This is a genomic window from Roseateles amylovorans, assembly GCF_025398155.2.
GTDB lineage: Bacteria > Pseudomonadota > Gammaproteobacteria > Burkholderiales > Burkholderiaceae_C > Roseateles > Roseateles amylovorans.
The window spans coordinates 5,274,179-5,287,378 of sequence record NZ_CP104562.2; the positions used below are offsets into that span (position 1 = coordinate 5,274,179).

General features: G+C 65.5%; 13 protein-coding genes. All 13 read right to left on the reverse strand.

The annotated features are described in order from the left end of the window. Nucleotides 1–28: 28 nt before the first annotated feature. The 13 genes from nagZ to fabF all read right to left on the reverse strand — a co-directional run bounded on the left by nagZ (nt 29) and on the right by fabF (nt 13,152). The gene (gene nagZ / locus N4261_RS21810) at nt 29–1,144 is read right to left on the reverse strand and encodes a beta-N-acetylhexosaminidase (protein WP_261757349.1); all 1,116 of its coding nucleotides are present in this window, start codon (nt 1,142–1,144) and stop codon (nt 29–31) included. 106 nt (nt 1,145–1,250) lie between these two features. Beyond that, nucleotides 1,251–1,646 carry a holo-ACP synthase gene (gene acpS / locus N4261_RS21815; protein WP_261757350.1) on the reverse strand — a complete coding sequence of 132 codons (396 nt, stop codon included), beginning with the start codon at nt 1,644–1,646 and terminating at the stop codon, nt 1,251–1,253. Then, nucleotides 1,643–2,260: a GNAT family N-acetyltransferase gene (locus tag N4261_RS21820; RefSeq protein WP_261757351.1), complete on the reverse strand. Its 618-nt coding sequence runs from the start codon at nt 2,258–2,260 to the stop codon at nt 1,643–1,645. The genes acpS and N4261_RS21820 overlap by 4 nt, the downstream gene beginning before the upstream one ends. Beyond that, on the reverse strand, nt 2,257–3,042 hold the full coding sequence (locus N4261_RS21825) for a pyridoxine 5'-phosphate synthase (RefSeq protein ID WP_261757352.1): 786 nt from the start codon (nt 3,040–3,042) through the stop codon (nt 2,257–2,259). The genes N4261_RS21820 and N4261_RS21825 overlap by 4 nt, the downstream gene beginning before the upstream one ends. 14 nt (nt 3,043–3,056) lie before the next feature. Further along, complete coding sequence (recO, locus tag N4261_RS21830; protein ID WP_261757353.1) at nt 3,057–3,830, reverse strand: DNA repair protein RecO; 774 nt, start codon at nt 3,828–3,830, stop codon at nt 3,057–3,059. A gap of 111 nt (nt 3,831–3,941) precedes the next feature. Beyond that, the gene (gene era, locus N4261_RS21835) at nt 3,942–4,859 is read right to left on the reverse strand and encodes a GTPase Era (protein WP_261760811.1); all 918 of its coding nucleotides are present in this window, start codon (nt 4,857–4,859) and stop codon (nt 3,942–3,944) included. 295 nt (nt 4,860–5,154) lie between these two features. Beyond that, nucleotides 5,155–5,862: a ribonuclease III gene (rnc, locus tag N4261_RS21840; protein WP_261757354.1), complete on the reverse strand. Its 708-nt coding sequence runs from the start codon at nt 5,860–5,862 to the stop codon at nt 5,155–5,157. An 8-nt stretch (nt 5,863–5,870) separates the two neighbouring features. Continuing rightward, the gene (locus tag N4261_RS21845) at nt 5,871–6,230 is read right to left on the reverse strand and encodes a DUF4845 domain-containing protein (protein WP_261757355.1); all 360 of its coding nucleotides are present in this window, start codon (nt 6,228–6,230) and stop codon (nt 5,871–5,873) included. Between the two features lie 88 nt (nt 6,231–6,318). Beyond that, entirely contained in the window at nt 6,319–7,299 is a 981-nt protein-coding gene (lepB, locus tag N4261_RS21850; protein ID WP_261757356.1) for a signal peptidase I, read from the reverse strand. Further along, complete coding sequence (gene lepA, locus N4261_RS21855; RefSeq protein ID WP_261757357.1) at nt 7,296–9,104, reverse strand: translation elongation factor 4; 1,809 nt, start codon at nt 9,102–9,104, stop codon at nt 7,296–7,298. The genes lepB and lepA overlap by 4 nt, the downstream gene beginning before the upstream one ends. Before the next feature lie 547 nt (nt 9,105–9,651). Further along, complete coding sequence (locus N4261_RS21860; RefSeq protein ID WP_261757359.1) at nt 9,652–11,169, reverse strand: DegQ family serine endoprotease; 1,518 nt, start codon at nt 11,167–11,169, stop codon at nt 9,652–9,654. Between the two features lie 62 nt (nt 11,170–11,231). After that, a complete protein-coding gene (locus N4261_RS21865) occupies nt 11,232–11,861 on the reverse strand; it encodes a hypothetical protein (protein ID WP_261757360.1) in 630 nt (209 codons plus the stop codon). 43 nt (nt 11,862–11,904) lie between these two features. After that, entirely contained in the window at nt 11,905–13,152 is a 1,248-nt protein-coding gene (fabF, locus tag N4261_RS21870; RefSeq protein ID WP_261757361.1) for a beta-ketoacyl-ACP synthase II, read from the reverse strand. Between the last annotated feature and the right edge of the window lie 48 nt (nt 13,153–13,200).

The window sequence follows — 13,200 nt, forward strand, 5'->3', positions numbered from 1 at the left end:
ATTCGTCATGTCGGTGGGATCGCCGGATTCAGGGCAGGCGGGCCAGCGCCTCCAGATAGCGCGGCGCCAGCATCAGTTCGTCCCAGGTCAGCGGGGCCGATTGCGGCACCAGCGCGGCGCGGCGGGCTTCGCTGTCGATGGCGGGCGTCCAGTCGCCGCGGGCCTGGGCGGCGGTGAGGCCGTCCAACAGCTCATCGATGGCGCGGCCGTTGTCCTCCAGGCTCTGGTTGCAGAGCAGCACCAGGTCGCAGCCGGCATCCAGGGCCGCGAGGGCGGCTTCGGTGAAACCCACTGGACGGCCCTCGATGACCCGCGCGCCCGCCATGCCCAGGTCGTCACTGAAGACGGCGCCGGCGAAGCCCAGGCGTTCGCGCAGGATGTCCTGCAGCCAGCGGCGGCTGAAGCCGGCGGGGCGGCTGTCCACCTTGCGATAAACCACATGCGCCGGCATGACCGCCGACAGGCTGAGGCTCAACCATTCGAACGGACGCGCATCCTCCGCCAGGATCGCCTTCAGGCTGCGGGTGTCCACAGGCACGTCGACATGCGAATCGGCGCTGACATAGCCGTGTCCCGGGAAGTGCTTGCCGCAGCTGCCCATGCCCGCGAGCGCAAGCCCTTGGATCAGGCTCTGGCCCAGCAGGCTGACCACCCGAGGATCGCGATGGAAGCTGCGTGAGCCGATCACCGCGCTGCGCGAGTGCGCCGAGGCGGTGCCACCCCCGTTTGCAGCACCAGGCGCGTCTTCAGCGTGATCCAGATCCAGCACGGGCGCGAAGCTGAAGTCCACACCGCAGGCCCGCAGCTCGAGCGCCAGCACCATGCCGGTCGCGGTGGCGGCCTGGACGGCGCGCATCGCATCCTCCATCCACAGCTCGCCCAGGGTGCGCATGGCCGGCAGCGCAGTGAAGCCATCAGTGCGGAAGCGTTGGACGCGGCCGCCCTCCTGATCCACCGCAATGAGCAGATCGGGACGAATCGACTTGGCCTCGGCACACAGGGCGGTGAGCTGAGCGCGGTGCTCGAAGTGACGGGCAAACAGAATCAGGCCGCCGGTCAGCGGATGGGCCAGTCGGCGGCGATCGTCGGCGGTGAGCGAGGTGCCGGCGATGTCGAGGATGACGGGAGCGTGCAGGGTGTCCATCAGCAAAGTCTCAATCCAGAAGAGTCCGAGGGTGCCAGCGACACGGGTCGCGGCGGGTCATCAGTGGCGGAAGACGGCAGGGCCGGCGGCGGCGGCCATGGTGTCTTCAGTCGCGGGTTTCAATCACGACGAAGGCGGCGGCGTACTCGCTTTCGTCGGAGACGGTGACATGGGCGCTCAGGCGCTTGGCATCGAACCATTCGGCGAGCGCGCCATGCAGTTGGATGCCGGGCTTGCCGCTGGGCGCCTTGACGATCTCGCAAGCGCGCCAGGTCATCGGCATGCGCATGCCCATGCCGATCGCCTTCGAGAACGCTTCCTTGGCCGAGAACCGGGTGGCGAGATAGGCGATGCCCCGCGCCGGCACGCGGGCGAAGCGCTCGCGGAAGACCTCGATCTCATGCGGGCCGAGCACCTTCTCGGCAAAGCGCTCGCCCCGACGCTCGAAGGTCTCGCGGATGCGTCGGATGTCGCAGATGTCGGTGCCAATGCCATAGATCATGTTGTTGTCTCCAGCGGCGGCCAGCCCAGCACCTCGTTGCGGTGCCGGCGGCCATCCAGTTCGAACCAAGTCTCACCCAACTGGGTGGCGCCTTCGCGGCGATAGAAGGTCAGCGCCCTCGCGTTGCCCTCCCAGGCGGACAGCCACAAGGATCGCGTTGAATGCGCCTGACGGGCATGCCGCAACAGAGCAGCGCCGAAGCCGAGCCCCTGGCAGGTCGGGGCGACATAGAGCCGGGTCAGCTCGACCCGGCCCGGCTCGGTGTGGCTGTCCAGCGCGGCCCAGGCCTGCAGCGGCAAGTCGGGTGCCGGGGCCAGCGCCTGCGCAGCCGGCAACCCGGCCGCCTTGATGTCGTCGTCCCGCGAGCGAGGATTCGGCTTGACATCGGTCCGCGCGCCCGGTTTGGGCGGGACGACGTCCGGCGGCCCCTCGATGACCCACATCGGATCTTGGGCGAGCGCCCGGGCGAGCGTCTCGGGTCGGAAGGCGTCCTCCACATAGGCGGCGAACGCAGCGGTCACGCCGTGCGAGGCATAGGTGTCCAGCCAGACCCAACGCGCCAGTGCCGCGATGCGCGGCAGGTCTGCCGCCACAGCGCGACGGATCGAGCTCATCCCGCGTAGGCGCGCTGGATGCAGCGCTGATAGTCGCGCACGGTCTCGGCATAGCCGAGCTCCAGTGCGTCGGCGATGAGCGCATGGCCGATGGACACTTCCGCCACGCCCGGCACCTCGCGCAGGAAGCGGGTGAGGTTGTCCCGGTTGAGGTCGTGACCGGCATTGATCGCCAAGCCCTGCGCCAGCGCGGCGCGGGCGGTCGCGGTGAAGGTGGCGAGCACCTCGTCCTCCTTCGGTGTGCCGTAGGCGCTGGCCCAGCGCTCGGTGTAGAGCTCGATGCGATCGGCGCCCAGCGCGGCGACATGCGCCATCGCCTCCGGCAACGGATCCATGAACAGACTGACCCGCACGCCCAGGGATTTGCACTCGGCGATCATCGGACGCAGCCGCTCGGCGTCGGCCGGCAGTTGCCAGCCGTGGTCGGAGGTGAATTGATCCTCGCTGTCGGGCACGAAGGTGGCCTGATGCGGACGGACCTCGCGGATGAAGTCCATCAGGTTCTGCGTCGGATTGCCTTCGATGTTGTATTCGGCTTGCGGCCAGGCTTTCATCAGTGTGGCCAGCTCGCGCACATCGTCGGCGCGGATGTGGCGCGCATCCGGGCGCGGATGCACAGTGATGCCCTGCGCACCGGCCTCCAGGCACAGCTGTGCGGCGCGGATCACGCTGGGAATGCCCAGGTGTCGCGTATTGCGCAGCAGCGCCACCTTGTTCACATTGACGGACAGCGCGCAGCGCGCGTCATGGCGAGCGCCTTCGGGAGCGATGAGGGGATTCATGGGCGGGGCTAACCTCAGGTGAGCAGCTTCTGCACGTCCAGCAAGACCTGGCGCGTGCGCAGCGGACGATGCCCCAGATGATAGTGAAGCAGACCACGTAGCAGCGGCTTCATCGAAGCGCCCGCCGCTTCGCAGGCCTGTTGCAAGGCCGCCGAGCTGCCGTGCATCAGGGCGGCCTGCAACTGGATCAGCGCCTGACCCTGAAGTTGGGGCGCGTCATGGTTGGGCACGATCACGCCGGACTCGGCCGAAATCATGTAGGGACGCTCCGGCTCCAGGGGCGCTTGTGTGGTGGCCAGCACGCTGAGATCGGGCAGCAGACCGCATTCGGACAACAGCCGCAGTTCGAAGGCACGGAGCGCGGCCTGAGCGGTGTCCACCGCATTGAGCTGCGGGAGCAGCTCGGCGTAGGTGTCGAAGAGCGCGGGTTGCGCATCCTGACGCGGCAGGAACTTCAGCAGCAGCTCGTTGACGTAATAGCCACTGAACAGCGCAGCCCCGCCGGGCAGCGTCTGCCCGCCGACCCATTCCGCGCCGCGCAGGGTCTGGACCTCGGCGGCACCGTCCTCATTCATTTTCGACGGCTTGCTCAGCGTGACCTGCAGCCGCAGGAACGGCAGCAGCACCGAACGCAGCTGGGAGTACGGCCGCTTCGCCCCTTTGGCGACCACCGACAGCCGGCCCTGATCGCGGGTGAACAGATCCAGCACGAGGCTGGTCTCGCTCCAGTCGTAGTGATGAAGGACAAAAGCCGCCTGGGTCGCAGGCGGCTTAGCGCGTGTGGCCATGGCCTCTCAACGGAATCATCCCTCGTCCCAAGATCAACCGAAACGGACACGAACACGGAAACGGAGAAGCGCGGAGGGCCGCGTCCACCGGGCGCGGCATCCCCTTGGGCTTCATTCGTAGCCGTAGGACCGCAGATGCTCTTCCGAATCCGCCCAGCCGGAGCGGACCTTCACCCACAGCTCAAGGAAGACCTTGGCGTCCATCAGCGTTTCCAGCTCCTGGCGGGCTTCGGAGCCGATCCGCTTCAGGCGTTCACCGCCCTGGCCGATGATCATGCCCTTCTGGGCCTCACGCTCCACGACGATGGTGGCGGCGATGCGGCGCAGGTTGCCCTCTTCTTCCCAGCGGTCGATGACGACGGTGGCGGCATACGGCAACTCATCACCGGTCAGCCGGAAGAGCTTCTCGCGGATCATCTCGCTGGCCAGGAACTTCTCGCTGCGGTCGGTCAGCGCTTCCTGGTCGTAGAACCATTCCTGCTCGGGCAGGTAGGGCTTGAGGATCTGGAACAGCCGCTGGACGTCCGAATTCTTCTGCGCCGACAGCGGCACGAATTCGCTGAAATTGCGACGCTCCTGCATGCTCTTGAGCCACGGCATCAGCTCGGCACGGCGATTGACCGCATCCAGCTTGTTGGCGATGAGCACCACCGGCTTGTCCTGCGGCAGCAGCGACAGCACCTTGGCGTCATCCAGGCCGAAGCGGCCCGCCTCGACGACGAACAGCACCAGGTCCACATCGGCCAGCACGCCCTGCACCGTGCGGTTCAGGTTGCGGTTCAGCGCCGAGCTGTGACGGGTCTGGAAGCCCGGGGTGTCGACGAACACGAACTGGGTCTCGTCCACCGTGCGCACGCCGGTGATGCGGTGCCGCGTGGTCTGCGCCTTGCGCGAGGTGATGGACACCTTCTGGCCCACCAGCGCATTCAGCAGCGTCGACTTGCCGACGTTGGGCCGCCCGACGATCGCGATCAGGCCGCAGCGGGTATCGCCGTCGAAGACCGGGGGCGCACCGACACCGCCGCGCACGGCGGAAGCGTCGTCATCGAGGGCGTCCTCCCCGTCGCCGTGGTCGTCGACGTCATCGCCGTCATCGCCGTCATCCTCGCCTTCCACCTCAGCAGTGTCGTCGTCGGACTCATCGCCTTGGGCCCGTTGAACCGGCTGCAGGTCGTCGTGGTCGACATCGCCCTCTTGAACGGCTGCAGCGCCCGCAGACGCCTGGGGCGTCTCATCGGTCACGCCATCAGACGGGAGTTGTTGAGCTGCAGCCGCATCCGAAGATGAGCCGCCGCGTTTTTTTGCATTCATGGGAATTGCCTTATCAGTCGCGCAAGCCGGTCCCGGGCTTGTCGCCGGCGAGCAGCTCGTCAAGGACCTGCCGCGCCGCTTCCTGCTCCGCGATGCGTCGGGAGCGGCCGTCGCCATTCTTGGCCAGGTTCAATGATGCGACCTGGCATTCGACGGTAAATGTCTGGGCGTGCGCCTGACCGCGAGTTTCAACAATGCGGTAGGCCGGCACCGGCAGCCGACGCGCCTGCAGCCATTCCTGCAGGGCGGTCTTGGCGTCCTTGGCCCAGTTGTCGATGCCGCTGCCGGCGATCAGGTCGCCCAGCAGCCGTTGCACGATGGTGCGGGCGGCGTCGTAGCCGCCGTCGAGAAATGCAGCGCCGATCACCGCTTCCAGCGCGTCGGCCAGGATGGACGGACGCTGAGCGCCGCCACCGCGGGCCTCGCCTTCGCTCATCCGCAGCGCCTCGGGCATCTGCAGTTGAAGCGCCAGCTTGTGCAGGCTGTCCTCGCGTACCAGATGAGCGCGGATGCGGGTGAGATCACCCTCGTCAGAGCCCATGAAGCGGTCGAACAGCAGCGTCGAGACGGTCAGGTTCAGCACCGCGTCGCCGAGGAACTCGAGGCGCTCGTTGTGCTGCTGACCGAAGCTGCGGTGCGTCAGCGCGCGCTGAAGCAGCGCCGCTTGCGAGAAGCGGTAGCCCAGACGTTGCTGAAGTGCATCGAGCGCTTGCGGGTTCATGTTGGGTGTCAGTTGGACTCGCCTTTGTACTTGATCAGCAGCGAGACCGGGCCGAACAGGGAGACTTCCTTGTCATAAGCAAAGCTGATCTTCACCTTTTCTTCATTTTTGGTGATGACCAGATCCTGCGGCTGGATGCTGACGATCGAGAACTCGACGTCCTTGGTCCGGCTGAATGCCGAACGCGCTTCCGCCACGGTGCTGGGGCCGCTCTTGGCGATGCGGTTGATCGCCTGCTGGATGGTGTAGTACTCCATCACCGTCGGCGTGACACGCATGCCCACGATCGCCAGGAAGCCGAGGATCACGGCCCAGAACAGCAGGCCCAGCAGACTGATGCCACGTTGATGGTTGCGAGCGCTGCGCATTGCGAGTTTCTCCCTGTCCTTGTTGGTGATCGACTGATCGGGACTGTTGATCGATGAAGGTGCTTGAGACGTCAGCCGACGGCCATCCTCAGCGGATGCTGCCGACACGCTTGATGTTGCCGAAATTCATCCACACGACGAAGGCTCGGCCGACGATGTTCTCGTCCGGCACGAAACCCCAGTAGCGGGAATCCTGCGAGTTGTCGCGGTTGTCGCCCATCATGAAGTAATGGCCGGCCGGCACCTTGCAGGTCACGCCGTCCAGCGTGTAGGTGCATTGGTCCGAATACGGGAAGTCGTAGATCTTGCGGATGGCCTCGCGCGGTGCGGGGTCGACCAGGATCTCATGCTCCACCGGGCCGAGCTTCTCGGTGAAGCGGGGGCGGAAGCGCATCGAATTCGGATCCTCGTCGAAGAAATCGCCCAGGGACTGGGTCTCGATTTCCTTGCCGTTCACATACAGGCGCTGGTTGCTGTAGCGGATCTCGTCGCCCGGCAAGCCGACAGCGCGCTTGATGTAGTCGATGCTGGGGTTCTGTGGGTAGCGGAACACCACCACGTCGCCACGCTGGACGTCATGGTTGCTGATGATCTTCTTGTTGATCACCGGCAGGCGGACGCCGTAGTGAAACTTGTTGACCAGGATCAGGTCGCCGATGAGCAGCGTCGGGACCATCGAGCCGGACGGGATCTTGAACGGCTCGAACAGGAAGGACCGCAGCAGGAAGACGATCAGGATCACCGGGAACAGGCCGGCGGTCCAGTCCAGCCACCAGGGCTGACGCAGGACTTCCTGTCGGGCACCTTCGACGTCTCCGTCCACCCGGTCGATGCCCTGGGCCGCCAACGAGGCGCGACGTTGGGTGTCGGCCTCCGTCAGGCGCGCCGCCGCGCGGCGGCGCGCGGGCTGGAAGTGGAACCGTTCGGCCACCCAGTAGCCGAGCGTGACCGTGGTCAGGATCAGCAGCAGGAGCGAGAAATTGCCGTTCCAGTAGCCGGTGTACCAGCCGCCCAGGTAGGCGATCAGGGCGGCATACAGCAGCCCGGTCAGTGCACTCATCGCTTTCATTCTTCGACTTGTAGGATGGCCAGGAAGGCTTCTTGAGGCACCTCCACCGAACCGATTTGTTTCATGCGCTTCTTGCCCGCCTTCTGCTTTTCGAGCAGCTTGCGTTTGCGACTGATGTCACCGCCGTAGCATTTTGCCAGCACGTTCTTGCGCAGGGCCTTGATGTTCTCCCGCGAGATGATGTTGGCGCCGATCGCGGCCTGGATCGCCACGTCGTACATCTGGCGCGGGATGATCTCCCGCATCTTGGCCGCCACCTGGCGTCCGCGGTATTGCGATTGCGACCGGTGCACGATCAGCGAGAGCGCATCGATGCGGTCGCCGTTGATCAGCATGTCGACCTTGACGACGTCGGACGCGCGGTATTCCTTGAATTCGTAGTCCATCGACGCATAGCCGCGGGACACCGATTTCAGCTTGTCGAAGAAGTCCAGCACGATCTCGGCCAGCGGAATCTCGTAGGTCAGCATGACCTGACGGCCGTGATAGGCCATGTTGAGCTGCACGCCGCGCTTCTGGTTGGCCAGCGTCATCACCGGGCCGACATACTCTTGCGGCATGTACAGGTGGACGGTGACGATCGGCTCACGGATCTCGCCGATCTTGCTCTGCTCGGGCATCTTGGACGGGTTTTCCACCTCGATCACTTCGCCGTCACCGAGTTGCACCTCGTACACCACGCTCGGGGCGGTGGTGATCAGGTCCTGGTCGAATTCACGCTCCAGCCGCTCCTGCACGATCTCCATGTGCAGCAGGCCCAGGAAACCGCAGCGGAAGCCGAAGCCCAGCGCCTGGGACACTTCCGGCTCGAAGCGCAGCGAGGCGTCGTTGAGCTTGAGCTTCTCCAGCGCATCGCGGAGCTGGTCGTATTCGCTGGCCTCGGTCGGATAGAGACCGGCGAAGACCTGGGGCTGGATTTCCTTGAAGCCGGGCAGCGCCTCGGCCGCCGGGCCCAGGTTGTTCGGCAGCTTCTTTTCCAGGGTGATGGTGTCACCCACCTTGGCCGCTGCCAGTTCCTTGATGCCGGCGATGATAAAGCCGACCTCGCCCGCGTTCAGTTGGTCGCGGTTCTCGGATTTGGGGGTGAACACACCCAGGTGCTCGGCCGGATAGATGGCGTTGGTCGCCATCATGCGGATGCGCTCGTTCTTCTTGAGCGTGCCGTCGACCACCCGCACCAGCATCACAACGCCGACATAGTTGTCGAACCAGGAGTCGATGATCATGGCGCGCAGCGGGGCCTCGACCACGCCCTTGGGCGGCGGCATGCGGGCGATCACCGCCTCGAGGATGTCGTCCACGCCCATGCCAGTCTTGGCCGAGCACGGGATCGCGTCGGCAGCGTCGATGCCGATGACGTCTTCGATCTCCTCCTTGGCACCTTCCGGGTTGGCCTGCGGCAGGTCCATCTTGTTCAGGACCGGCACGACCTCCACGCCCAGCTCCAGCGCGGTATAGCAGTTGGCAACGGTCTGCGCCTCAACGCCCTGGCTGGCGTCCACCACCAGCAGCGCGCCTTCACAAGCGGACAAGGACCGGCTGACTTCATAAGAGAAGTCGACGTGTCCGGGGGTGTCGATGAGGTTGAGGTTGTAGATCTGGCCGTCCCGCGCCTTGTATTGCAGGGCGGCGGTCTGGGCCTTGATGGTGATGCCGCGTTCGCGCTCGATGTCCATCGAGTCCAGCACCTGCGCTTCCATCTCGCGGTCCGACAGTCCCCCGCAGCGTTGGATGATCCGGTCAGCGAGCGTGCTCTTGCCGTGATCGATGTGGGCAATGATGGAGAAATTGCGGATGTGGTTCATGGACTCAGTCGGGGGCCGCAGGGCTGAAGGCTACATCGACCCAGCCGCGATTTGAACGGCGATGTCGGGGTCCCTGTGCACGGCGATGCGCCCCCTGGCGGGGAGCGCGCTGGACATAAAAAAAAGGCACGTCGAAACGGTGACGCGCCTTCCAACAAAACTTATGGCAACTGCTTGTTGGGCTTTCATTGTAGCCAAAAGGCCTGCCCTGGAAACCGCATGGATGCGAGCTTCGCGGGCGTTGCCCTTCGCCAACAGGAACTTCATCCACAGGTTATCCACAAAAAGCTGAGGACATCCTGTGGATGGCGCCGACCCATCAGGAGGGAGCCAGGATTCACCGTCAAGATCGCTACAAACGCAGCCAGAGGCGGTGCGATTGTAGCGGAGCGAAGCATGAATCCTTGTCATTGGTCACAGGCGTTAGCGAGCACCAACCGACGCATAGAGGGGACGGATGACCCGCTCCAGGCGGTGGCTTTCCGCATCGTGGAAAGCCCCAGCCCGTCGGTAGGTTGAGGCCAGCGGCCCGCCTGCCGGGGTCGCGTCAGCCCTTACCGGGCTTCAGCAGGACGTAGGTCACCGCGTCGGCACGGCGGACGAGCATCTGCAGCGGCTTGCCCTTCTCGACCTTGGCCAGCAGCGCCTGGAACTGCTTCAGCGTCTTGATCTCGGTGTTGTTGACCGAGAGGATCAGGTCGCCAGGACGCAATCCGGCGCGTGCGGCAGGACCATCCACCGACTCGATCTTGAGGCCGCCGGGGAGCTTGAGCTCCTTGCGCTGCGCATCGGTCAGCTCACTCACCGCCAGACCCCAGGCCTGCGCGCCGCCGGTGGCTGGCGCTTCCGGTTCCGGCGTGGCGGCGGCGCGGTCATCCGGCAGCGCTTCCAGGGTCGCCGTCAGCTCCTTGGTGGCGCCGCGACGGAAGACCTGCAGCTTGACCTTGCTGCCGGGCGCGGTGCCGGCTGCCAGACGACGAAGGTCCACCGCCTTCTCGACGGTCTTGCCATCGAACCGGGTGATGACGTCACCGAGCTCGAGCCCGGCCTTCTCCCCCGGCCCGCCCGCCGTGATGCGGGTCACCAGCGCACCCTGGGCCTTGCCCAGGCCGATCGCTTCCGCGACTTCCTTGCTCAGGTCATCGGGATAGACGCCCAGCATGCCGCGGGTCACACGCCCGTTGCTGCGCAGCTGATCCGCCACCCGCATGGCTTCGTCGATGGGAATCGCGAACGAAATGCCCATGAAGCCGCCGGACTGGCTGTAGATCTGCGAGTTGATGCCCACCACCTCGCCACGCAGGTTCAGCAACGGGCCACCCGAGTTGCCGGGATTGATGGCCACATCGGTCTGGATCAGCGGCAGCAGGTCGCCGGTGTCACGTGCCTTGGCGCTGACGATGCCGGCCGTCACCGTGTTGTCGAAGCCGAACGGCGAGCCGATCGCCATCACCCACTCGCCGACCTTGAGCCGGGTCACATCGCCCATGCGCAGCATCGGCAGGCCGGTGGCCTCGATCTTCAGGACCGCGACATCGGTGCGACGGTCCAGTCCGACGACCTTGGCCTTGAACTCGCGCTTGTCTGTCAGGGTGACCATCACCTCGTCGGCCTCGTCGACGACATGCGCATTGGTCATCACATAGCCATCCGCACCGATCACGAAGCCTGATCCCAGACCGCGGCGCTGCGGCGACTCGTCGTCGCCGTCGTCATCGTCGGGTGCGGGGGAAGGCGACGGCGCCGGATTGCCCTTGCGCTGCGGCGGCACCGGGATGCCGAACCGGCGCAGGAACTCGCGCATCTGCTCATCGAGCTGCGCATTGGCGCCGGGCTTGATGCGTTCCGAGGTGCGGATGTTCACCACCGCCGGTCCCGCCAGTTCCACCAGGGCACTGAAGTCCGGCAAGGCGCGGGCCAGTTCAGGCACCGGCGCCGCCGACACAGCTGGCGTGACTGGAGCGGCCGGCGCGGCCGGCGGGTTCTGAGCGGCGGCCAGCAACGGTGCGCTCAAAGCTGCGACGCTGCCAAGCGCCAGGACGAGTCGGCGGAGGGTGTGGGGCATGGACACTCGTGTCGGGAATAGCAGGAAAACAGGGCTCACATCATGCACGGAAATCGCCAAGCTCATGCCATGAAGAGGTGAATGCGGAGTAACGGCCAGGCCGCACCCGCGCTTCGGCGGGACACGGCCAGATGACGATGGCGCCAGAATCGCCAGGACGCCTCGACCGGGGTGAGGCGAAGCAGCATCCAATGTTCGACGTCCACCAGCACGATCGGCACCACCGGCACGATGGCCTGATTGGCAAGCCGCGAGCCTGCCGCGGGTTGCGCATGGGCGCCGACCGGGGCGTCAACGAGGGCGTCACCATCGTGAGTGGCAGCGACATCAGTATCGGCAGTTGCGCCCAGCGGCGCATCCTGCTGCCACCACCATTGCACGCCATCCCAGCGCAGGATCTGAGCGCGGCTCTGTAGACGACACCGGGCGGCGATGACGGCAGCAAGTCCGATCAGCACACTCGCACCGAGGGCACCGGTCATCGGCAGGAGATGCTGAAGCAACGCCAGCGCGGCGGTGCCAGCGCTGAAACCCACCAGGCCGATCACCAGGCGGCGCCAGCGGTGTTCAGGCGCGCATGAAAAACGCCGGGACACAGCCCGGCGTGAGATCAATGCATGGAGATCGGTCGACCCGTCGCGGCCCTCGGCGCCACCTGAGGCGGTGGCTCGAGCGGACGGGTCGTCGGTCATGGTCGAACGCGCAGTGCAGGCGTCGCAACCGGGGACAGCCCGATCAGACCCGCTTGAAGATCAGCGTGCCATTCGTGCCGCCGAAACCGAAGTTGTTCTTCGCGGCGTACTCGATCGGCATCTTCCGCGCCTCGTTGGCGCAGTAGTCCAGATCGCAGGCGGGATCTTGGTTGAAGATGTTGATCGTCGGCGGCGCGATCTGCTGATGCAGCGCCATGACGGTGAACACCGATTCAATGCCACCGGCACCACCAAGCAGGTGGCCCGTCATGGACTTGGTCGACGAGACCACCAGGCCGTTCTTGGCGTAGTCGCCGAAGGCCTGCTTGATGGCATTGGTCTCGTTGGCATCACCCAGCGGCGTCGAGGTGCCGTGGGCGTTCATGTACTGGATCTGATCGGGATTGAGACCCGCGTTGCGCAGCGCGTTGCGCATGGAACGGGTCGGGCCATCCACGTCCGGAGCGGTCATGTGGAAGGCGTCGGCGCTCATGCCGAAGCCGACCAGCTCGGCATAGATCTTCGCGCCGCGCTTCTTGGCGTGTTCGTATTCTTCGAGCACCAGCACGCCGGCGCCCTCGCCCAGGACAAAACCGTCGCGATCCTTGTCCCAGGGACGGGAGGCGGTCTTGGGATCGTCATTGCGGGTGGACAGCGCACGGGCTGCGGCGAAACCGCCGACGCCCAGCGGCGAGACCGTGGACTCGGAGCCGCCGGCCACCATCACATCCGCATCACCGGCTTCGATCATGCGGCTGGCTTGGCCAATGCTGTGCAGACCGGTGGTGCATGCCGTCACGATGGCCAGGTTCGGGCCCTTGAAGCCGCACTGGATCGAGACATGGCCGGAGATCATGTTGATGATCGAGGCCGGCACGAAGAACGGAGAGATCCGACGCGGCCCGCGGGCGGTCAGCTCCGCATGGGTCTCTTCAATCATGGGCAGGCCGCCGATGCCGGAACCGACCAGCACGCCGATGCGCTCGGCCAGCTCCGGGCTGAGCGCATCGCCGGTGGGCAGTCCGGAGTCACGCACCGCCTGCAGGGACGCCGCCAATCCGTAATGGATGAAGGTGTCCATGTGTCGCGCTTCTTTGGCGGGGATGTAGTCATCCACCTTGAAGCCCTTCACCTCACCCGCGAAATGGCATGCCAGGTTGCTGGCATCGAATCGGGTGATGGTGTCAATGCCGGATTGACCGGCCACGATGTTGGCCCAGCCCTGCTCAACCGTGTTACCCACGGGACTGATCAGGCCAAGACCGGTGACGACGACGCGACGACGGCTCATGCTCAATGATTGAAGTGGTACTGCGGGAACTGACAGCGTCAGACAGGC